21 protein-coding genes and 2 other annotated features (1 of these 23 cut by a window edge) are annotated in these 21,423 nt (G+C 39.9%); all 21 genes read right to left on the bottom strand.

The annotated features are described in order from the left end of the window. Positions 1 to 120 precede the first annotated feature (120 nt). A complete protein-coding gene (tuf, locus tag IE339_RS00685) occupies positions 121 to 1,311 on the bottom strand; it encodes an elongation factor Tu (RefSeq protein WP_053403278.1) in 1,191 nt (396 codons plus the stop codon). Positions 1,312 to 1,430: 119 nt separating this feature from the next. After that, a complete protein-coding gene (fusA, locus tag IE339_RS00680) occupies positions 1,431 to 3,509 on the bottom strand; it encodes an elongation factor G (RefSeq protein ID WP_242172755.1) in 2,079 nt (692 codons plus the stop codon). Positions 3,510 to 3,559: 50 nt separating this feature from the next. Continuing rightward, positions 3,560 to 4,030 carry a 30S ribosomal protein S7 gene (gene rpsG, locus IE339_RS00675; RefSeq protein WP_053403276.1) on the bottom strand — a complete coding sequence of 157 codons (471 nt, stop codon included), beginning with the start codon at positions 4,028 to 4,030 and terminating at the stop codon, positions 3,560 to 3,562. A gap of 45 nt (positions 4,031 to 4,075) precedes the next feature. Next, a complete protein-coding gene (gene rpsL / locus IE339_RS00670; RefSeq protein ID WP_242172752.1) occupies positions 4,076 to 4,495 on the bottom strand; it encodes a 30S ribosomal protein S12 in 420 nt (139 codons plus the stop codon). A gap of 99 nt (positions 4,496 to 4,594) precedes the next feature. After that, positions 4,595 to 4,843, bottom strand: coding sequence for a 50S ribosomal protein L7ae-like protein (locus tag IE339_RS00665; protein ID WP_242172749.1), 249 nt, complete (start codon positions 4,841 to 4,843; stop codon positions 4,595 to 4,597). Positions 4,844 to 4,971: 128 nt separating this feature from the next. Then, positions 4,972 to 8,565 (bottom strand): DNA-directed RNA polymerase subunit beta', encoded by a 3,594-nt coding sequence (gene rpoC, locus IE339_RS00660; RefSeq protein ID WP_242172746.1) that lies wholly within the window; start codon positions 8,563 to 8,565, stop codon positions 4,972 to 4,974. A gap of 43 nt (positions 8,566 to 8,608) precedes the next feature. Next, entirely contained in the window at positions 8,609 to 12,172 is a 3,564-nt protein-coding gene (gene rpoB / locus IE339_RS00655; protein ID WP_242172743.1) for a DNA-directed RNA polymerase subunit beta, read from the bottom strand. A 249-nt stretch (positions 12,173 to 12,421) separates the two neighbouring features. Continuing rightward, on the bottom strand, positions 12,422 to 13,030 hold the full coding sequence (locus IE339_RS00650) for a class I SAM-dependent methyltransferase (RefSeq protein ID WP_242172740.1): 609 nt from the start codon (positions 13,028 to 13,030) through the stop codon (positions 12,422 to 12,424). 112 nt (positions 13,031 to 13,142) lie between these two features. Next, positions 13,143 to 13,508, bottom strand: coding sequence for a 50S ribosomal protein L7/L12 (gene rplL / locus IE339_RS00645; protein WP_053403270.1), 366 nt, complete (start codon positions 13,506 to 13,508; stop codon positions 13,143 to 13,145). A gap of 55 nt (positions 13,509 to 13,563) precedes the next feature. After that, entirely contained in the window at positions 13,564 to 14,064 is a 501-nt protein-coding gene (gene rplJ, locus IE339_RS00640; RefSeq protein WP_242172737.1) for a 50S ribosomal protein L10, read from the bottom strand. A 44-nt stretch (positions 14,065 to 14,108) separates the two neighbouring features. Further along, positions 14,109 to 14,251 (bottom strand) — a sequence feature (ribosomal protein L10 leader region). 44 nt (positions 14,252 to 14,295) lie between these two features. Then, positions 14,296 to 14,991 carry a 50S ribosomal protein L1 gene (rplA, locus tag IE339_RS00635; protein WP_242172735.1) on the bottom strand — a complete coding sequence of 232 codons (696 nt, stop codon included), beginning with the start codon at positions 14,989 to 14,991 and terminating at the stop codon, positions 14,296 to 14,298. A 111-nt stretch (positions 14,992 to 15,102) separates the two neighbouring features. Then, positions 15,103 to 15,528, bottom strand: a complete 426-nt coding sequence (rplK, locus tag IE339_RS00630) for a 50S ribosomal protein L11 (protein WP_242172734.1) — start codon at positions 15,526 to 15,528, stop codon at positions 15,103 to 15,105. 167 nt (positions 15,529 to 15,695) lie between these two features. Further along, positions 15,696 to 16,229 carry a transcription termination/antitermination protein NusG gene (nusG, locus tag IE339_RS00625; RefSeq protein ID WP_242172732.1) on the bottom strand — a complete coding sequence of 178 codons (534 nt, stop codon included), beginning with the start codon at positions 16,227 to 16,229 and terminating at the stop codon, positions 15,696 to 15,698. A gap of 134 nt (positions 16,230 to 16,363) precedes the next feature. Next, positions 16,364 to 16,546 (bottom strand): preprotein translocase subunit SecE, encoded by a 183-nt coding sequence (gene secE, locus IE339_RS00620; protein WP_053403265.1) that lies wholly within the window; start codon positions 16,544 to 16,546, stop codon positions 16,364 to 16,366. Between the two features lie 52 nt (positions 16,547 to 16,598). Further along, positions 16,599 to 16,748: a 50S ribosomal protein L33 gene (gene rpmG, locus IE339_RS00615; protein WP_083446647.1), complete on the bottom strand. Its 150-nt coding sequence runs from the start codon at positions 16,746 to 16,748 to the stop codon at positions 16,599 to 16,601. A 90-nt stretch (positions 16,749 to 16,838) separates the two neighbouring features. Beyond that, the gene (gene sigH, locus IE339_RS00610; protein WP_211263419.1) at positions 16,839 to 17,552 is read right to left on the bottom strand and encodes an RNA polymerase sporulation sigma factor SigH; all 714 of its coding nucleotides are present in this window, start codon (positions 17,550 to 17,552) and stop codon (positions 16,839 to 16,841) included. Positions 17,553 to 17,557: 5 nt separating this feature from the next. Continuing rightward, positions 17,558 to 18,070 (bottom strand): NYN domain-containing protein, encoded by a 513-nt coding sequence (locus IE339_RS00605; RefSeq protein ID WP_242172729.1) that lies wholly within the window; start codon positions 18,068 to 18,070, stop codon positions 17,558 to 17,560. Between the two features lie 3 nt (positions 18,071 to 18,073). After that, positions 18,074 to 18,847, bottom strand: a complete 774-nt coding sequence (gene rlmB / locus IE339_RS00600) for a 23S rRNA (guanosine(2251)-2'-O)-methyltransferase RlmB (RefSeq protein WP_242172727.1) — start codon at positions 18,845 to 18,847, stop codon at positions 18,074 to 18,076. Next, positions 18,844 to 19,266: a Mini-ribonuclease 3 gene (locus IE339_RS00595; protein ID WP_242176066.1), complete on the bottom strand. Its 423-nt coding sequence runs from the start codon at positions 19,264 to 19,266 to the stop codon at positions 18,844 to 18,846. Before IE339_RS00595 ends, rlmB begins: the two co-directional genes overlap by 4 nt. Next, positions 19,266 to 20,666 (bottom strand): cysteine--tRNA ligase, encoded by a 1,401-nt coding sequence (cysS, locus tag IE339_RS00590; RefSeq protein ID WP_242172724.1) that lies wholly within the window; start codon positions 20,664 to 20,666, stop codon positions 19,266 to 19,268. Before cysS ends, IE339_RS00595 begins: the two co-directional genes overlap by 1 nt. After that, a complete protein-coding gene (gene cysE, locus IE339_RS00585) occupies positions 20,656 to 21,312 on the bottom strand; it encodes a serine O-acetyltransferase (RefSeq protein WP_242172722.1) in 657 nt (218 codons plus the stop codon). Before cysE ends, cysS begins: the two co-directional genes overlap by 11 nt. Before the next feature lie 84 nt (positions 21,313 to 21,396). Further along, positions 21,397 to 21,423 (bottom strand) — a binding site (T-box leader); it runs 199 nt beyond the window's last position.

The raw sequence follows: 21,423 nt of genomic DNA, 5'->3' as shown, positions 1-21,423 counted from the left end.
TTCATTATATAGAATCTCTACGCATATTGCAAGGATCTTAATGAAATCTCTTTTTGTTATATCTGGAAATCAAAAAAAGAGAGTGGGAAGATCCCACTCTCTTTTCAAAATGAGTAATAATTACTCAGTGATTGTAGCTACAACGCCAGCGCCTACTGTACGTCCACCTTCACGGATTGAGAATTTAGTACCTTCTTCAATCGCGATTGGAGCGATAAGTTCAACAGTCATTTCGATGTTGTCGCCAGGCATAACCATTTCTACACCTTCAGGAAGGTTACAAATACCAGTTACATCAGTTGTACGGAAGTAGAACTGTGGACGGTAGTTTGTGAAAAATGGAGTGTGACGTCCACCTTCTTCTTTAGAAAGAACGTAAACTTCAGCTTTGAATTTTGTGTGTGGAGTGATTGTACCTGGTTTAGCAAGTACTTGTCCACGTTGGATGTCTTCACGAGCAACACCACGAAGTAGAGCTCCGATGTTGTCACCAGCTTCAGCATAATCAAGAAGCTTACGGAACATTTCTACACCTGTAACAGTTGTAGATTTTGGTTCTTCAGTAAGACCGATGATTTGAATTGTGTCACCAACTTTAACTTGTCCACGCTCAACACGACCTGTAGCAACAGTACCACGACCAGTGATTGAGAATACGTCCTCAACTGGCATCATGAATGGTTTTTCAGTATCGCGTTCTGGAGTTGGGATATATTCGTCAACAGCGTTCATTAGCTCAACGATTTTTTCTTCCCACTCTGGAGCACCTTCAAGAGCTTTAAGAGCAGAACCTTTAACTACAGGTACGTCATCACCAGGGAAGTCGTACTCAGAAAGAAGGTCGCGAACTTCCATTTCTACTAACTCAAGAAGTTCTTCGTCGTCTACCATGTCACATTTGTTTAAGAATACAACAAGGTAAGGTACACCTACTTGACGAGATAATAGGATGTGTTCACGAGTTTGTGGCATTGGGCCGTCAGCAGCGGATACTACTAAGATCCCTCCGTCCATTTGTGCAGCACCTGTGATCATGTTTTTAACATAGTCAGCATGTCCTGGGCAGTCAACGTGTGCATAGTGACGAGTATCAGTTTCGTACTCAACGTGTGCAGTTGAGATTGTGATACCACGCTCACGCTCTTCTGGAGCAGCGTCGATCATGTCATATGCCATAGCTGCACCTTTACCACTGCGTTTAGCAAGAACAGTAGTGATAGCAGCTGTTAATGTAGTTTTACCATGGTCAACGTGACCAATTGTACCGATATTTGCATGCGTTTTGGAACGATCAAATTTTTCTTTAGCCATTCGGAATTCCTCCTTAAAATAATGAATAATATGAGTATATAATGCTGTGAAAGTGAAAGAAGTTCTCTCCTTTCACAGCCTACATAAGTAGTTATACTTTAATAAAGAATGAAAATCAATTATTCACCTTTATTTTTTTTAACAATTTCTTCTGAAATACTCTTAGGTACTTCTTCGTAATGATCGAAGTGCATAGAGTATGTTCCACGGCCTTGAGTGTTTGAACGTAATGCAGTTGCATAACCAAACATTTCAGATAGAGGAACGAATGCACGTACAACTTGAGCGTTACCGCGTGCTTCCATACCTTCTACACGACCGCGACGTGAAGTTACGTCACCCATGATATCTCCAAGATATTCATCAGGGATTACAACTTCAACTTTCATCATTGGCTCAAGGATAACTGGGCTACATTTAGAAACTGCATTTTTAAGAGCTAAAGATGCAGCGACTTTAAACGCCATCTCACTTGAGTCAACATCATGGTAAGAACCGTCTACAAGAGCGGCCTTAACATCGATTAATGGGTAACCAGCTAATACGCCGTTTGCCATTGAAGCTTCAAGACCTGCTTGAACAGCTGGAACGTATTCACGTGGTACTACACCACCGACGATTTTGTTTTCAAATTCGAAGCCTTTTCCTTCTTCGTTTGGAGAGAACTCGATCCATACGTGACCGAATTGTCCACGTCCACCAGATTGGCGAGCGAACTTACCTTCAACGCGTGCAGAACCACGGAATGTTTCACGGTAAGCAACTTGAGGAGCACCAACGTTAGCTTCTACTTTGAACTCGCGACGCATACGGTCAACGATGATATCAAGGTGAAGCTCACCCATACCAGAGATGATAACTTGACCAGTCTCTTGGTTAGTTTCCGCACGGAAAGTTGGGTCTTCTTCTTGAAGTTTTTGTAGAGCAGTTGTCATTTTATCTTGGTCAGCCTTAGATTTAGGCTCAACAGATAATGAGATAACTGGCTCTGGGAATTCCATAGACTCTAGGATAACTAATGATTTCTCATCACATAGAGTATCACCAGTAGTAGTATCTTTAAGACCTACTGCTGCTGCGATATCCCCTGCGTATACTACAGAGATCTCTTCACGAGAGTTAGCATGCATTTGTAGGATACGTCCTACACGCTCACGCTTACCTTTTGTAGAGTTCTGTACATAAGATCCAGAGTTAAGTACACCAGAGTACACACGGAAGAAAGTTAATTTACCAACATAAGGGTCAGTCATAACTTTGAATGCTAAAGCTGAGAACGGAGCCTCATCAGAAGATTCACGAGTTACTTCTTCCTCTGTATCTGGTAAAGTACCTTTAATCGCAGGTACGTCTAATGGTGAAGGCAAGTAGTCGATTACAGCATCTAACATAAGTTGAACACCTTTGTTTTTGAATGCTGAACCACAGATAACTGGGTAGAATTCAACGTTGATTGTACCTTGACGGATACCAGCTTTTAACTCATCAGTAGAAAGCTCGCCCTCTTCAAGATATTTCATCATTAATTCTTCATCAAGTTCTGCTACCGCTTCAACTAATTTAGAACGATACTCATCAGCAAGCTCTTTATATTCCTCAGGAATTTCTACAGCTTCTGAACGAGTTCCTAAATCATCTTCGTAGAAGTAAGCAACCATGTCAATTAGGTCAATGATACCTTCGAATTCATCTTCAGCACCGATTGGTAATTGGATAGGGTGTGCATTAGCTCCTAAGCGATCATGCATTGTTTTAACTGAATATAAGAAGTCCGCACCGATTTTATCCATTTTGTTAACGAATACTACGCGTGGTACTCCGTATGTTGTCGCTTGACGCCATACAGTTTCAGTTTGAGGCTCTACACCTGATTGTGCATCAAGTACTGCTACAGCACCATCAAGTACACGAAGTGAACGTTCAACTTCTACAGTGAAGTCTACGTGTCCTGGTGTATCGATGATGTTTACACGATGGTTTTTCCATTGTGCAGTTGTTGCAGCTGATGTGATTGTGATACCACGTTCTTGTTCTTGAGCCATCCAGTCCATTTGAGAAGCACCTTCGTGTGTTTCTCCAATTTTATGGATACGACCAGTATAGAACAAGATACGCTCAGTAGTTGTTGTTTTACCAGCATCAATGTGAGCCATGATACCAATATTACGAGTGTTACCTAAGGAGAACTCTCTTGCCATTGGGGTCTTTCTCCTTCCATGTTATATTGATTATTTTTATAAGTTGGATCTTACCAACGATAGTGAGCAAATGCTTTATTTGCTTCAGCCATTTTGTGAGTATCTTCACGTTTCTTAACTGCAGCACCAGTGTTGTTAGCTGCGTCTAAGATTTCGTTAGCTAAACGCTCTTCCATCGTTTTTTCACCGCGAAGACGAGCATAGTTTACTAACCAACGAAGACCAAGAGTAGTACGGCGTTCTGGGCGCACCTCAACAGGTACTTGGTAGTTTGAACCACCTACACGACGTGCTCTAACTTCTAATACAGGCATGATGTTTTTAAGAGCTTGTTCGAAAACCTCCATAGCATCTTTACCTGAACGTTCTTTAATAACATCAAACGCGTTATAAAGAATTGTTTGAGCTTTACCTCTCTTACCATCGATCATGATTTTGTTAACAAGACGTGTTACAAGCTTAGAATTGTAAATCGGATCTGGTAACACATCACGTTTTGCAACAGGACCTTTACGTGGCATCAGTATTTCCTCCTTTCCATTCATTAGGATTATTTCAAATTAAAATTATTTTTTAACTTTTGGCTTCTTAGTACCGTATTTAGAACGACCTTGCATACGACCGTCTACACCTGCAGTATCTAATGCACCACGAACGATGTGATAACGTACCCCTGGTAAGTCTTTTACACGTCCACCGCGAATTAATACAACGCTGTGTTCTTGTAAGTTGTGACCGATACCTGGGATATAAGCAGTTACCTCAATACCGTTAGTTAAACGTACACGAGCATATTTACGAAGCGCGGAGTTCGGCTTCTTAGGTGTCATAGTACCTACACGAGTACATACCCCACGTTTTTGCGGAGAGAACACGTTAGTTTGTGCTTTTTTGAAGCTGTTATAACCTCTGTTAAGTGCCGGTGATTTAGACTTGTCAGTTTTGCTCACGCGACCTTGACGTACTAGTTGGTTAATAGTAGGCATTTACATTTCCTCCTTTCGAACTTTTTAAGACCACACATCCAGGTGGTTCATTTTTGGACAAAAAACAATGTTTTTGAAACAATATTGTTCAAAAACAACTCAGTTAGCTATCGCTACAGTTGCTGCTCCCACATCTATTTCGCAAGCTTTTCCAAGCCTTTTCATAGAATCGACGTAAAATAAGGGGACTTGCATCTCATTAGCAGTTTGGATCACTTCAGAAGTAATACCAGGATCTGCATCCTTCGCTACAATAACCTCTTTTACAGCTCCTCGTTTAAGAGCTTTCACTGTCTGTTTTGTCCCTACAATAATATCCTTAGCCTGCTTTACTTTTTCATAAGACATTTTCATATCCTCCAAAGCAACAGGTAGTTTATAGGAGCACCTTTGATATAATATCATTCCCTAGAATGGATGTCAACTACACTCGGTAGTTTTTTTAAAACATCCATTCTAGTTGAATGATTTATGTGTTAATCGATTGTTACTGGCTCTTCAGTAGATGATGTCACAGGCTCTGTTAAGCGGTAACGAGTCATACCCGTACCAGCTGGAACTAGCTTACCAATGATAACATTTTCTTTAAGTCCAAGTAATTCATCGCGTTTTCCTTTAATTGCTGCATCTGTAAGAACACGAGTTGTTTCTTGGAATGATGCTGCAGATAAGAAGGAATCTGTTTCAAGAGATGCTTTTGTAATACCAAGAAGAACTGGACGACCAGTAGCTGGTTGTTTTCCTTCTAGCAATACTTGTTGGTTCGCATCTGTAAATTGGTGAACGTCTAGTAATGATCCAGGTAATACTTCAGTATCACCAGCATCTGTTACGCGGACTTTACGAAGCATTTGGCGTACCATAACTTCGATATGTTTATCACCAATTTCTACCCCTTGCATACGATATACTTTTTGTACTTCGTGTAAGAGATATTCTTGAACAGCTGTCATATCACGAACTTTAAGCAATTCTTTTGGATCAATTGAACCTTCAGTTAATACCTGACCACGTGTAACAGACTGACCTTCAGTTACTTTTAGACGAGCACTGTAAGGAGCGTTGTACGTTTTTGTTTCAATTTCACCTTGAACTGTAATTTCGTGTTGACGATCGCGGCCTTCAGTAATATTCGTTACTGTACCAGCGACCTCAGTAATAACCGCTTGGCCTTTTGGATTACGTGCTTCAAATAGCTCTTGGATACGTGGTAAACCTTGAGTGATATCGTCTCCGGCTACCCCACCTGTATGGAATGTACGCATTGTTAACTGTGTACCAGGTTCCCCGATAGATTGAGCGGCAATAATACCTACTGCTTCCCCAACTTCTACTTGAGATCCTGTAGCTAAGTTGCGACCATAACATTTTTTACATACACCATGACGTGTATTACATGTAAAGGCAGAGCGGATCCAAACCTCTTCGACACCTGCATCCACAACTTCTTCAGAAAGATCCTCTGTGATCATTTGGTTTTCTGCTACAAGTACTTCACCAGTCTCAGGATGCTTGATTGCTTTTCTTGCGTAACGGCCAACTAAACGTTCGTCTAGTTTTTCGATTTCTTCTGTACCCTCTTTTAAAGAACGGATCAGTAAACCACGGTCTGTTCCACAATCATCTTCACGGATGATAACATCTTGAGCTACGTCTACTAGACGGCGAGTAAGGTAACCTGAATCGGCTGTTTTAAGAGCTGTATCGGCAAGACCTTTACGCGCACCATGCGTAGAGATAAAGTATTCTAATACTGTTAAACCTTCACGGAAACTTGATTTGATCGGTAACTCGATGATACGACCAGATGGGTTGGCCATCAAACCACGCATACCAGCAAGCTGTGTAAAGTTTGATGCGTTACCACGGGCACCAGAGTCACTCATCATGAAGATTGGGTTACGTTTGTCTAAGCTTGCCATCAGTTTGCCTTGAATCGTATCTTTCGCAGCACTCCAGATAGAAATTACACGCTCGTAACGTTCTTCTTCTGTGATCAGACCACGTCTAAATTGTTTTAGGACATTGTCCACTTTAGACTGAGCTTCGTTTAGGATTTCTTCTTTTTCACCTAATACCACGATGTCAGCTACACCAACAGTGATACCAGCTTTTGTTGAATGTTTAAATCCTAGATCCTTCATACGGTCAAGCATTTTAGATGTTTCAGTGATTTTGAAACGTTTAAATACTTCCGAAATAATGTTTCCAAGAATTTTCTTCTTGAATGGATCAATGATTGGTTGTTTTTCAATCGCTTCTCTTACATCTGCACCTTTTTCCACGAAATACTTCTCAGGTGTTTTCACCTCAAGATTTAAACGTGTAGGTTCGTTAATATAAGGGAATGATTTTGGTAAAATTTCATTAAAGATCAGTTTACCAACAGTCGTAAGTAGTAGTTGCTTGTTTTGCTCTTCTGTAAACGTTTCGTTATTTAAAGAACCCGCATCTACTGCTACACGCGTATGAAGGTGAACGTAGCCGTTTTGATAAGCCAAAATTGCTTCGTTTGTATCTTTGAAGATCATCCCTTCACCGTTAGAGCCCTCACGTTCAAGAGTTAAGTAATAGTTACCTAATACCATATCCTGAGACGGAGTTACAACTGGTTTACCATCTTTAGGGTTTAAGATATTTTGAGCAGCTAGCATTAAAATACGTGCTTCTGCTTGTGCTTCTGCTGAAAGTGGTACGTGAACAGCCATTTGGTCACCGTCAAAATCGGCGTTGTATGCAGTACATACAAGTGGATGAAGACGAATTGCACGACCTTCTACTAGAGTAGGTTCGAATGCTTGAATACCAAGTCTGTGAAGCGTAGGTGCACGGTTAAGTAAAACCGGATGCTCCTTAATAACAGACTCAAGTACATCCCAAACTTCTGGTTGCACGCGTTCAATTTTACGTTTCGCACTCTTAATGTTGTGTGCTAATCCGCGAGAAACAAGTTCTTTCATTACGAAAGGCTTGAATAGCTCAAGTGCCATTTCTTTCGGTAAACCACATTGGTACATCTTTAAGTTCGGTCCTACAACGATAACGGAACGTCCAGAGTAGTCAACACGTTTACCTAGTAAGTTTTGACGGAAACGTCCTTGCTTACCTTTTAGCATATGAGAAAGTGATTTTAACGGGCGGTTACCAGGTCCTGTAACAGGACGACCACGACGACCGTTATCAATTAAAGCATCTACAGCTTCTTGTAGCATACGCTTCTCGTTTTGAACGATAATGCTAGGTGCTCCAAGGTCAAGTAGACGTTTTAAACGGTTGTTACGGTTGATTACACGACGATACAAGTCATTTAAATCAGAAGTCGCAAAACGACCACCGTCTAACTGTACCATTGGGCGTAATTCTGGTGGAATAACCGGAAGTACATCAAGAATCATCCATGCTGGATCATTTCCAGAGTTACGGAATGCTTCTAATACTTCTAAACGTTTGATAGCACGTGTACGGCGTTGGCCTTGTGCTGTTTTTAGTTCTTCTTTAAGAAGATCTACTTCTTTTTCAAGATCGATATCTTGTAAAAGTTTTTTAACTGCTTCTGCTCCCATTGCAGCATGGAAAGTTTGACCGTATTTTTCTAAATAAGCACGGTATTCTTTTTCAGAAAGCAATTGTTTTTTCTCAAGTGGTGTATCGCCAGTATCCGTTACTACGTAAGATGCGAAGTAAATGATCTCTTCTAGCGCGCGAGGGGACATGTCTAAGACAAGTCCCATGCGGCTAGGGATACCTTTGAAATACCAGATGTGTGATACAGGTGCAGCTAGTTCGATGTGACCCATACGTTCACGACGAACTTTTGCGCGTGTAACTTCAACGCCACAACGGTCACAAACTACGCCTTTATAACGAACACGTTTATATTTTCCGCAATGGCATTCCCAGTCCTTAGTTGGACCGAAAATACGCTCACAGAACAAACCATCTTTTTCAGGTTTTAACGTACGATAGTTGATAGTTTCTGGTTTCTTAACTTCTCCGTAAGACCAAGAACGGATCTTATCAGGTGAAGCAAGACCAATTTTCATATACTCGAAGTTATTAACATCTAGCAAGGGGCCTACCTCCCTTTTCATCTACAGGTTTTTCCCTTAATGCCTATTCTTTAGTTACAGGATCTTTTAATGCTTCTACTGGTTCAGCATCTGACTCCATCATAATAGAGTCTACTGGTTGTTCTGGATCTTCTTCTTGATCCATAATATCTATCTCTTTTTCATCGCCAGCAAGGATTTTAACATCCATACCTAAGCTTTGAAGTTCTTTAATTAATACTTTGAATGATTCTGGAACACCTGGTTCTGGAACATTTTCACCTTTTACGATTGATTCGTACGTTTTCACACGACCAACAACGTCATCTGATTTAACTGTAAGAATCTCTTGTAACGTGTAAGCAGCACCATAAGCTTCAAGTGCCCAAACCTCCATCTCACCGAAACGCTGACCACCAAATTGAGCTTTACCACCCAATGGCTGTTGCGTTACTAATGAGTAAGGACCAGTTGAACGAGCATGAAGTTTGTCATCTACCATGTGAGCAAGCTTGATCATGTACATAACCCCAACAGATACACGATTATCGAACGGTTCACCAGAACGACCATCATATAAAACTGTTTTCGCGTCACGTGCCATACCAGCTTCTTCAATTGTAGACCACACATCTTCCTCACGAGCACCGTCAAATACTGGAGAAGCAACGTGGATACCTAGCTGACGAGCAGCCATTCCTAAGTGCAATTCTAGTACCTGACCGATATTCATACGAGATGGTACCCCTAATGGGTTCAACATGATATCGATTGGTGTGCCATCTGGTAAATAAGGCATGTCTTCCTCAGGTAAGATACGTGAGATAACCCCTTTGTTACCATGACGACCGGCCATTTTGTCACCTTCAGAAATCTTACGTTTCTGAACGATGTAAACACGCACTAATTGGTTAACACCTGGTGGTAATTCATCTCCATCTTCACGGTTGAAGACTTTAACATCAAGGATAATTCCTCCACCACCATGTGGTACACGAAGAGAAGTGTCACGTACTTCACGAGCTTTTTCACCAAAGATTGCATGTAAAAGACGTTCTTCAGCCGTAAGTTCTGTTACACCTTTAGGCGTTACTTTCCCTACTAGTAAATCTCCATCTTTTACTTCAGCCCCGATGCGGATGATTCCACGCTCGTCAAGGTTACGTAATGCATCTTCCCCTACGTTAGGGATATCACGAGTGATTTCTTCAGGTCCAAGTTTTGTGTCACGAGATTCTGATTCGTATTCTTCAATATGAACAGATGTGTACACATCATCTTTTACTAAGCGTTCGCTCATGATGATCGCATCCTCATAGTTGTAACCGTCCCATGTCATGAATCCAACAAGAACGTTACGTCCTAGAGCAAGTTCACCTTTTTCCATAGAAGGACCGTCTGCAAGGATTTCACCTTTTACAACTTCGTCTCCAACACTTACGATTGGACGTTGATTGTAACAAGTACCTTGGTTAGAACGGATGAACTTAAGCATACGATATTTATCTAAGTCACCTTTTACTTGTTGACCGTCTACTTCTGTATAACGGCGAACCCAAACTTGGCTAGCTTCTACACGTTCAACGACACCTGGGTGTTTACAGATTACTGCAGCACCAGAGTCTTTACCAGATACGTATTCCATACCTGTACCAACGATAGGAGCTTCTGGGTTTAATAAAGGAACTGCTTGACGTTGCATGTTCGCTCCCATTAGGGCACGGTTGGAGTCATCATTTTCTAAGAAAGGAATACATGCTGTTGCAGCAGATACTACTTGCTTAGGTGATACGTCCATGTAGTCAACGCGTTCGCGTTTAACTACCGTATTCTCACCACGGAAACGAGCAACGATACCATCGTCAAGGAATGAACCATCGTCAGATAGACGTGCGTTCGCCTGAGCGACAACATAGTTATCCTCTTCATCAGCAGTTAAGTAGTCAATTCGATCAGTGATTTTCCCTGTATCTGGGTCAACACGACGATATGGAGTCTCAATGAAACCAAATTTATTAACTTTAGCATAACTGGACAATGAGTTGATTAGCCCGATATTTGGACCCTCTGGCGTCTCAATCGGACACATACGACCATAGTGAGAGTAGTGAACGTCACGTACTTCAAAGCCAGCACGTTCACGAGTTAAACCACCAGGTCCTAAGGCAGAAAGACGTCGCTTATGAGTCAATTCAGCTAGCGGGTTTGTTTGATCCATGAACTGAGACAACTGAGAGCTACCAAAGAACTCTTTAATCGCTGCAATTACAGGACGGATATTAATTAATTGTTGAGGTGTAATTGTGTTAGTGTCTTGAATCGACATTCTTTCACGAACTACACGCTCCATACGAGACAAACCGATACGGAATTGATTCTGTAACAATTCTCCTACAGAACGCAAACGACGGTTACCTAAATGGTCAATATCATCAGTATCCCCTACTTGATGTAACAAGTTGAAGAAATAACTGATAGAAGAAATAATGTCAGCTGGAGTAATGTTTTTAATAGGTTCTTCTACGTATGCATTACCAAGTACATTAATTACTTTTTCACCATCAGCATCGTTTGGCGCATAGATTTTAATAGATTGAAGAACGATGTCCTCTTCTACTACTCCACCAACCGGGTTGTGAGACTGGAAGTTCACTCCAGCTTCAAGCATTGGCAGAATGCGATCTAAAGTACGACGATCAATCATCGTATCTTTTTCCGCAATAATTTCACCTGTTTCAGGATCTACCAACGTTTCAGCTAAACGCTGGTTGAAAAGGCGATGTTTAATATGAAGCTTTTTGTTAATTTTATAACGTCCTACACTCGCTAAATCATAGCGTTTCGGATCAAAGAAACGAGAAACCAATAGAGATTTCGCATTGTCAACCGTTGGTGGTTCACCTGGGCGTAATCGCTCATAGATTTCTAACAATGCTTTCTCAGTTGTTTCTGTATTGTCTTTTTCTAATGTGTTACGGATATACTCATTATCACCAATTAGATCGATGATTTCTTGATCACTTCCGAAACCTAGCGCACGTAGTAGTACCGTGATTGGTAGTTTACGTGTACGGTCAATACGTACATGTACTACATCTTTTGCATCAGTTTCATACTCTAACCAAGCACCACGGTTTGGAATAACCGTTGCTGTATAACCTGTCTTACCGTTTTTATCTAGTTTGCCACTATAATACACGCTCGGTGAGCGAACTAACTGAGATACGATTACACGTTCAGCACCATTGATAACAAAAGTACCTGTCTCAGTCATTAGAGGGAAGTCCCCCATAAATACATCTTGGTCCTTCACTTCACCAGTTTCCTTATTGATTAAGCGCACTTTTACACGTAAAGGTGCAGCGTAAGTTACATCACGCTCTTTTGACTCCTCTACTGAGTACTTCGGCTCTCCAAGACTATAATCAATAAACTCTAGCGACAAGTTACCCGTAAAGTCATCAATCGGCGAAATATCTTGGAACATTTCACGCAAACCTTCATCAAGAAACCATTGATATGAAGAGGTTTGGATTTCGATTAGATTTGGTAACTCTAATACTTCGCTAATGCGAGCATAACTTCTTCGTTGGCGGTGGCGTCCATACTGAACTAGTTGACCTGTCAACTGATTCACCCCTCAAATCAAGCGTTATTGTTTAAAAAATTTTAAAACTACTCTATAATAAACTAGAAAAGTTTATTATAATATAAACAAAAGAAAAATGGTTTCTGAATTAGAAAACCACAATCTTTGAAAAACGTACTATTGATTTTATTAGGATTCCCATACAAGCTAAAAATATACATACTTATGTACGGAAGTCCATACTAAACCATTACATATTGGCATTTTATAATGTTAACATAGCCAAGTTTATACGTCAACTTTTTTTGCACGTATAATGTAGTAGCCTTTTTTCTTTAATACTACCTCTACCTCACCAAATACTGCTTCTAATTTTTCTAGAGCAGAAGGAGCACCTTGTTTCTTTTGAATAACTACCCAAAGCTCTCCATTTGTGATCAAATGATCGAATGCTTTTTCCAAAATCTCATGAACTACTTTTTTACCTGCTCGGATAGGCGGATTAGACAAAATAGCAGAAAAGCTTTTCTCTTCCACATTTTCATAGCAAGAACTTTGATAAACCTGCACATTTTGAACACCGTTCTCTTGTGCATTTAACTTCGAAAGCTCTAATGCTCGCTCATTCACATCCACCATATGAACGGTACGGTCAGTAAATTCTTTTGCCATCGACAATCCAATAGGTCCATAACCACACCCTACATCTAGAATAGGCCCCTCTACTTCAGGAAGTTCGAATGTTTCAATTAACGTTCTAGATCCAAAATCAACTTCCTTTTTTGAGAAAACTCCATGATCTGTTGTAAAGCGGAACGTTTGGCCCTTTAATGGAAATGACCAACTTTGGCGATCACTTACAGATGAAGGGTTATTAGAGTAATAATGATCTGACAACCAAGAAACCTCCTTATGCTAGCTGTACTCTTATAATAATAAACCATCTTTTTCTTAGAAGCAAAAAAGCCCGCTTAATATTAAGCGGGCTTTTTATATAAGGAAAAGTAGATTACTTAACTTCTACAGAAGCGCCAACTTCTTCAAGTTTAGCTTTGATTTCTTCAGCTTCTTCTTTAGAAACGCCTTCTTTAAGAGTTTTTGGAGCGTTGTCAACTACTTCTTTAGCTTCTTTTAAGCCAAGACCAGTAAGTTCACGTACTACTTTGATAACCTTGATTTTTTGTCCGCCAGCAGAAGCTAATTCTACGTCGAACTCAGTTTTTTCTGCAGCAGCGTCGCCACCAGCAGCGCCACCCATAACTGCTACAGGAGCAGCTGCAGTTACGCCAAACTCTTCTTCGATTGCTTTTACTAAGTCATTAAGTTCTAAAACAGTCATATTTTTAACTGCTTCAATGATTTGTTCTTTAGTCATTAGAAATTTCCTCCTTGTTAATGGTTAAGTTTTTTATATGGTAAAACACGTTAAATTAAGCGCCTTGTTCTTCTTTTTGATCTGCAACAGCTTTTGTAGCAAGAGCAAGGTTGCGGATTGGAGCTTGAAGAACGCTAAGCAACATAGAAAGTAAGCCTTCGCGAGATGGTAGATCTGCAATAGCTTTGATTTCTTCAACAGTTGCGATGTTTCCTTCAACAACACCAGCTTTAATTTCTAGAGCTTCGTGCTTCTTAGAAAATTCACTGATTACTTTTGCTGGAGCGATTACATCTTCTGCACTAAACGCGATAGCGTTTGGTCCAGTTAATGCGTCGTTAAGACCAGTTAGCTCAGCAGCTTCAACTGCGCGGCGAGTTAAAGTGTTTTTGTACACTTTAAATTCAACACCAGCTTCACGTAATTGCTTACGAAGTTCAGTTAGCTCAGCAACGTTTAGTCCACGGTAATCAACAATGATTGTTGATTTGCTTCCACGAAATTGTTCAGTGATTTGTTCTACGACTTGTTTCTTTTGTTCAAGAACTTTACTCATCTTTACACCTCCTGTAGATTTTATTTACTAAACCCATAGTACATAAGGTGCAATAAAAACCCCTATGCCTGCGTAGACATAGGGGTATGAAAAGGAATTGAAACAATTCGCTTTTATATCTCATACACCTCGGCAGGAAATTAAGCCCAAAGGCACCTACTGTCTACGGTATTTTATGGTTTTTTCACAACAAAATCTATTATAATCATTTGCTAATTAAAAGTCAATAACTTATTTAGCGAATGAAGAAGGATCTACTTTAACACCAGGGCCCATTGTAGATGTTACAGCTACATTTTTCATGTAAGTACCTTTAGCCGCTGATGGTTTAGCTTTTTGAAGTGTTTCGAAAACAGTAGTGAAGTTGTCAACAAGCTTCGCATCTTCGAAAGAAATTTTACCAACTGGTACATGGATGTTTCCAGCTTTATCAACGCGGTATTCAACTTTACCAGCTTTGATTTCGTTAACTGCTTTAGTCACGTCAAAAGTAACTGTTCCAGTTTTAGGGTTTGGCATTAAGCCTTTAGGTCCTAATACGCGTCCTAATTTACCAACTTCACCCATCATGTCAGGTGTAGCAACGATCACATCAAAGTCGAACCAACCTTGAGAGATTTTGTTGATGTAGTCTTGGTCGCCTACATAATCAGCTCCAGCAGCTTCTGCTTCTTTCGCTTTTTCACCTTTTGCGAATACTAACACACGTTGAACTTTACCAGTACCGTGTGGTAATACTACTGCACCACGAATTTGTTGGTCAGCTTTCTTAGGGTCAACGCCTAAACGGAAAGCAACTTCTACAGTCGCATCAAATTTTGCAGTGTTTGTTTTTTTCACTAACTCGATTGCTTCAGCAACTGAGTAAGCATTTGTACGATCTACTAATTTAGCAGCTTCGATATATTTTTTACCTTTTTTAGCCATGTTTGTTTCCTCCTTAGTGGTTTTAGCGGAATAACCTCCCACATAATAAAGGTTGCGAATCGGCGTAAACCATACTCGCAACCTTACATTACAAAGCCTGTTTCATAAGAATTAGTCTTCGACTACGATTCCCATGCTGCGTGCTGTACCTTCTACCATACGCATAGCAGCTTCAACGCTTGCAGCGTTTAAGTCAGGCATTTTAGTTTCAGCAATCTCGCGTACTTTATCACGCTTAACTGTTGCAACTTTGTTACGGTTTGGTTCACCAGATCCTGACTCAATACCAGCTGCTTTTTTAAGTAAAACTGCAGCAGGTGGAGTTTTAGTGATGAATGTAAATGAACGGTCTTCAAAAACCGTAATTTCAACAGGAATGATTAAACCAGCTTGATCAGCTGTACGAGCATTGAACTCCTTACAGAATCCCATAATGTTTACACCTGCTTGACCAAGTGCTGGTCCAACTGGTGGTGCCGGGTTAGCTTTGCCCGCAGGAATTTGTAATTTAACTAATTTAATTACTTTTTTAGCCACGAGACACACCTCCTTAAGTCCGTGATGTGGTAATGGGGTTGAACCCTCCCACTCTATTGATTCTTTATCATAGTAGTATAAAGAAATTACATTTTTAGTCTCTTTTCGAGACATACTGACTTATGAAATATTATCATTAATTTTGAAGAAATGCAAGTTTTTTGGGATTATATTTTCTCAACTTGTGTAAAATCTAATTCCACTGGGGTTTCGCGCCCAAACATATTTACAAGCACGCGAACTTTTTTGCGATTTTTATCGATTTCTTCAATGGAACCTTCAAAGTTAGCAAATGGTCCTTCTTTAACAGTTACCATTTCTTTAATTTCAAAGTCAAATTCTACGTCTTCGCCTTCCATGCCCATGCGCTTCAGAATAACGTCTACTTCACCAGGTAAAAGCGGTGTAGGTTTAGAACCAGATCCAGCAGAACCGACGAATCCTGTTACGCCTGGTGTATTACGTACAACATACCAAGAATCATCTGTCATGATAATCTCAACTAGCACGTAACCAGGGAATACTTTCTTTTTCGTGATTTTTGTTTTGTTATTTTTAATCTCTTTTTCTTCTTCTTCTGGAACTACTACACGGAAGATCTTATCTTGCATGCCCATTGTCTCAACGCGCTTTTCCAAGTTCGTCTTCACTTTATTTTCGTATCCAGAATACGTATGAACAACATACCAATTTTTCTCCATATATGAGGACTATGTGTCCTTCCCTCCCCGCAATATATTATCGCTCGTTTCTTTTTGAACAAATTAAAAAACCCGTTACCGGGCTTTTACGAAATGAATCATTCAATTGCTATTATAACACGCTTGAAATGATCTTATTCAAGTACTAAGCGAATTAACCTTGAAATTCCTAAATCTACTAGTGCAAAAAAGATAGCCATAAATGCGACAGTACCAATAACAGTAACCGTATAACGAGTTAATTCCTTACGCTTGGGCCAACTAACCTTTTTCATCTCGCGTCCTACATCACGCAAGAAATTGATGAAACGATTCATTGTAGGTAACCTCCAATTACACAGGGGTGCTCAGTCTATGCAGATCCAAACTTTATTTTGTTTCACGATGCAACGTGTGTGAATTACAAGTTTTACAAAACTTTTTTATTTCTAATCTCTCGTGCAGATTTTCCGTACTCTTCATAGTTGAATAGTTACGGCTTCCACAATCAACACATGCGAGAATAACCTTTTTTCGCATTATACGAAACCACCTATATTTCTTGAATTATCCATAAAAACGTATCACAATCATTCTTTTGGTGTCAATACAAGTTTGCTTCCTGTTTTATCACAACGTAATCTCTCGTAGTTCCAAATAGCGCTCTAGCTTCCGCTTAACACGTTGAAGAGCATTGTCAATCGACTTAACGTGTCGATTTAAATCTTCTGAAATTTCTTGATAGGATCGGCCATCCAAATATAGGGCCAAAACCTTTCGTTCTAAGTCACTAAGTAACTCCGCCATTTTAAGCTCAATATCATCAAACTCTTCCTGATTGATAATAAGCTCTTCTGGGTCCATCACTTTCGCGCCAGAAATTACATCCATTAATGTACGATCAGATTCCTCGTCATAGATAGGCTTGTCCAATGAAACGTAAGAGTTCAAAGGAATGTGCTTTTGCCTAGTGGCCGTTTTAATCGCAGTAATAATTTGCCTCGTGATACATAGCTCAGCAAATGCTTTAAACGAAGCTAGCTTATCTTCTTTAAAATCCCTGATTGCCTTATATAATCCTATCATTCCTTCTTGGACAATATCTTCGCGATCTGCACCAATTAGAAAATAAGATCTTGCTTTGGCGCGTACAAAATTTTTGTATTTGTGAATCAGATACTCTAATGCTTCACTATTTCCTTGATGAACAAGCTCTAAAATTTCTTCGTCTTCATGATTGTCAAAACGAGCATTTGGTTTTCTCCCATAGTTGTAGGTCACGCCAATCCCCCCGACCGTACAGTAGATAGAAATATTATACAGTAGGTTTTTTGAAAGCGTCAACTACTTCATGACTCACCGCGGCGCCATTTTTCGAAAATTTTAATTACTTCGTCTGATAACTGTATGCGGCTAATGGGTTTTCTCTCTTGAATTCCTTTTACATCGCGATTAATATTTTTTTCAATCTCAAGCATTTCGTTTCGTAATTCCCGTGCAGATTTCCGAAGAGCCCCTTGTCCGAAGATGGCCCACTGCTCCGTAAAATCAGATGTCGCAACATGAATTTGCGTTTTAATATTATTAAGCGATTGTGCAAGCTTCTCAATCCGTTCATCAGCCGTTTCATTTTCACGAGTGAAAATGACCTCCACCTTATAAGATAAATCTTTTTTTTCGATCCCTTCTACAAGGTGAGCATCAAATACAACGATCACACGGTAATCCATATAGGCTCTGTACTCCGCCATCTTTTCTAATAAAATATCTCTAGCAGCAGATAGATCGCGATCTTTTAACGCCCGTAGTTCTGGCCAAGCACCAATGATATTATAGCCATCTACAAGTAGAACATTTTGCATGAGCTATTTACCTAAAGGATGGCGTTTTCTATATACCTCATACATTAGTAGACTGGCTGCAACAGAGGCATTCAAAGATGTTACCTTTCCGACCATTGGTAAGTGAACTAAGAAGTCACATTTATCTTTGATTAAACGATTCATCCCTTTACCTTCACTACCAATTACTAGACCCACAGGCATGTTTGTATCTAAATCACGATAATCTTGCGTACCTTTTGCATCTGTACCTACGATCCAAATGTTGCGCTGCTTAAGCTCATCGATCGTACGCGCTAGATTGGTTACTTTTACAACCGGAATGTGCTCAATGGCCCCGGTAGAAGCTTTTGCTACAGTGGCAGTTAAACCTACCGCACGGCGCTTCGGAATAATAATACCGTGAGCTCCTATTGCATCAGCAGTTCTCATAATTGAACCTAAGTTATGAGGATCCTCGATTTCATCTAAAATTAGAAAGAACGGCATTTCATCTCGCTTAGCTGCTAATTCGAATAAATCTTCAATATCTGCGTACTGATAAGCAGCTACTTGTGCCAATACCCCTTGATGATTTCCCTCTACCATTTGTTCGATTTTCTTTTTAGGAACAAATTGAACTAGCACACCGCTGTCCTTTGCTCTTTGAATAATTTGTTGCATGGAACCTTTTTGGGACCCCTCTGCAACCAGGATTTTATTAATATCTCGCTCAGACTTTAACGCTTCTAACACTGGATTTCGGCCAATGATGTATTCGCTATCTGTCGTATTTGTTGTATTTGTTGTATTTGTCATGATTTTTGTTCTCCTTTCTCTCCTTCAATGAAACTAATGGCTAATGTAATAAGCTCTTCCATGCGCTCTTGATTGCGAAGGAGATAATGATATCCGATTAAAGCTTCAAATGCGGTACTATACCGATACGTTTGAACATCTGTGTTTTTCGGAATTGTACCTGACTTGGCGTTTCTTCCTCGTTTCAGAACAGCTACTTCTTCTTCACTTAAACAATCATTTTCAATAAAGGCATGCGCAACTTTCGATTGCGCTTTCGCTGATACATAGCTTTTTGCTTTGTTGTGCAATTGATTAGGGCGTACGCTTCCTAATGATAAAAGGTGCTGCCGTATATAGATTTCATATACGGCATCTCCCATATAAGCAAGCGCTAAACTATTCAACTGTTTAGCGTCGATATTTTCAGTTTGTAACATCATGATCCTCTTTTCCATCTCGTACCTTGAGCAGTATCCTCTAAAATAATGTCACGGCTCTTTAACTCATCGCGAATTTCATCTGCGCGTTTAAAGTCACGATTTTTACGAGCATCAATTCGTTCTTGAATAAGACGTTCAATATCTTCATCAAGTAGTTCTTGCTCTCCAAGTGTCAAACCTAACACCGTAGCTAGATCCTCCATTACTTTAATAAATGAATGAAGAACTTCTTCTGATGTGTTTTTCTCGACTAGATACAAATTAGCTTGTTTAGCAAGATCAAATAAAATTGAAATAGCATTAGCTGTATTGAAATCATCGTCCATTTCACGAATGAAAGCAGCACGTAAGTCTTCAATCGTCGTCAACCACTGTGCATTATTATCAGCTAAATCACTTGTACTTTCTAATCGATGTTTTAGATTGGCATAAGCTGTTTTAATACGCTCTAGTGCGTTCTTTGTTTTCTCCAATAATTCTTCATTGTAGTTGATTGGATGACGGTAGTGAACCGACAAAATAAAGAAGCGCAGAAGGTTTGGATCAAACTTTTTAATAATGTCATGAACCAATACAAAGTTACCTAGTGACTTCGACATCTTTTCGTTGTCAATATTAATATAGCCGTTATGCAACCAGTAGTTTGCAAATGGTTTACCAGTCAAGGCTTCTGATTGAGCAATTTCATTTTCGTGGTGAGGGAATGCTAAATCCTGTCCACCAGCATGAATATCAATCGTGTCTCCTAAATATTTTCTTGCCATAGCGGAGCACTCGATGTGCCAGCCTGGTCGCCCTTTGCCCCAGGGACTATCCCACGTAATTTCATCTTCTTTTGCATTTTTCCATAGTGCAAAGTCCAGCGGATCTTCTTTTTTCTCGCCTACTTCAATGCGCGCACCTGATTTTAAGTCATCAATCGGTTGGTGTGATAGCTTTCCATACCCGTCGAACTTGCGTGTGCGATAATAGACGTCACCATCTGATTCATAAGCGAATCCTTTTTTCACAAGTTCATCAATGAATTCAATGATAATATCCATATTTTCTGTTACACGTGGGTGAACAGTAGCTTTACTGCATCCTAGAGAAGAAACGTCTTCGTGATAAGCATCGATAAAACGCTCTGCGATGACCGGCACTTCTTCACCTAGTTCTTTTGCTGCTCGGATGAGTTTATCATCAACATCCGTAAAATTCGATACATATTGAACTTCATATCCGCGGAACTCTAAATATTTTCGAACCGTATCGAATACAATTGCAGGACGTGCGTTTCCAATATGAATATAGTTATAAACGGTTGGACCGCATACGTACATCTTTACCTTATTTTCCTCAAGGGGCTTAAACTCTTCTTTTTGACGAGTTAATGTGTTGTATAACTTAATGCCCATTTTCATTCTTCCCTTCTTTTACATCATCCAGTTCTTGTTGTAATCGTTTAATTTCTCTCTCTAATTCTTTAAAACGTTCTGCTACAGGATCTGGCAAGTCTTGATGATTTAAGTCTTTATTAATCTTCTTACCATTTTGAATCTTAACCTGTCCCGGTATTCCAACAACTGTTGAATTAGGCGGAACTTCATGCAATACAACAGAACCAGCACCAATCTTTGAATTTTCATGAATCGTTATTGAACCAAGTACTTTTGCACCTGTTGCAATAAGTACATTATCTTTAATCGTTGGATGCCTTTTTCCTTTTTCCTTTCCCGTTCCCCCGAGAGTTACTCCCTGATAAACGGTAACATTATCACCAATTTCACATGTTTCCCCAATGACAACGCCCATACCATGATCAATAAAAAAGCGACGACCGATTTTAGCACCTGGATGAATTTCAATCCCTGTGAAAAAACGGCTTATTTGCGAAATGGACCTTGCTAAAAAGAACCATTTTCTTCGAAAAAGCGCATGAGCTAATCTGTGAGACCAAATAGCATGTAACCCTGAATACGTTAAAACAACTTCTACATAACTTCTCGCTGCTGGATCTTGTTCAAAAACCACATCGATGTCTTCTTTCAGTAGTCTTATCATTGCCTTTCACCCCAATTGTTTACACCCTTGTTCTTTCTTTTTATAAATTGCTTTATATAAAAAAACGTCCCTGTGCCATAATGACACAGAGACGTTTGAATACGCGGTTCC

This window comes from Priestia koreensis (genome assembly GCF_022646885.1).
In the GTDB taxonomy this organism is placed as follows: domain Bacteria; phylum Bacillota; class Bacilli; order Bacillales; family Bacillaceae_H; genus Bacillus_AG; species Bacillus_AG koreensis_A.
The sequence above is the reverse complement of the archived record's forward strand: the minus strand, read 5'-3'. Positions and strand labels throughout refer to the sequence as shown.

What these genes read in the sequence shown, in the direction of transcription:
- rpsG (WP_053403276.1), bottom strand. Translation starts at nt 4,030, where the DNA reads ATGCCACGTAAAGGTCCTGTTGCAAAACGTGATGTGTTACCAGATCCG.
- rplJ (WP_242172737.1), bottom strand. Translation starts at nt 14,064, where the DNA reads ATGAGTAAAGTTCTTGAACAAAAGAAACAAGTCGTAGAACAAATCACT.
- IE339_RS00665 (WP_242172749.1), bottom strand. Translation starts at nt 4,843, where the DNA reads ATGTCTTATGAAAAAGTAAAGCAGGCTAAGGATATTATTGTAGGGACA.
- fusA (WP_242172755.1), bottom strand. Translation starts at nt 3,509, where the DNA reads ATGGCAAGAGAGTTCTCCTTAGGTAACACTCGTAATATTGGTATCATG.
- secE (WP_053403265.1), bottom strand. Translation starts at nt 16,546, where the DNA reads ATGAATCGTTTCATCAATTTCTTGCGTGATGTAGGACGCGAGATGAAA.
- rplL (WP_053403270.1), bottom strand. Translation starts at nt 13,508, where the DNA reads ATGACTAAAGAACAAATCATTGAAGCAGTTAAAAATATGACTGTTTTA.
- rpmG (WP_083446647.1), bottom strand. Translation starts at nt 16,748, where the DNA reads ATGCGAAAAAAGGTTATTCTCGCATGTGTTGATTGTGGAAGCCGTAAC.
- rplA (WP_242172735.1), bottom strand. Translation starts at nt 14,991, where the DNA reads ATGGCTAAAAAAGGTAAAAAATATATCGAAGCTGCTAAATTAGTAGAT.
- rpsL (WP_242172752.1), bottom strand. Translation starts at nt 4,495, where the DNA reads ATGCCTACTATTAACCAACTAGTACGTCAAGGTCGCGTGAGCAAAACT.
- cysE (WP_242172722.1), bottom strand. Translation starts at nt 21,312, where the DNA reads ATGATAAGACTACTGAAAGAAGACATCGATGTGGTTTTTGAACAAGAT.
- IE339_RS00595 (WP_242176066.1), bottom strand. Translation starts at nt 19,266, where the DNA reads ATGTTACAAACTGAAAATATCGACGCTAAACAGTTGAATAGTTTAGCG.
- rlmB (WP_242172727.1), bottom strand. Translation starts at nt 18,847, where the DNA reads ATGACAAATACAACAAATACAACAAATACGACAGATAGCGAATACATC.
- IE339_RS00605 (WP_242172729.1), bottom strand. Translation starts at nt 18,070, where the DNA reads ATGCAAAATGTTCTACTTGTAGATGGCTATAATATCATTGGTGCTTGG.
- tuf (WP_053403278.1), bottom strand. Translation starts at nt 1,311, where the DNA reads ATGGCTAAAGAAAAATTTGATCGTTCCAAAACGCATGCAAATATCGGT.
- cysS (WP_242172724.1), bottom strand. Translation starts at nt 20,666, where the DNA reads ATGGGCATTAAGTTATACAACACATTAACTCGTCAAAAAGAAGAGTTT.
- nusG (WP_242172732.1), bottom strand. Translation starts at nt 16,229, where the DNA reads ATGGAGAAAAATTGGTATGTTGTTCATACGTATTCTGGATACGAAAAT.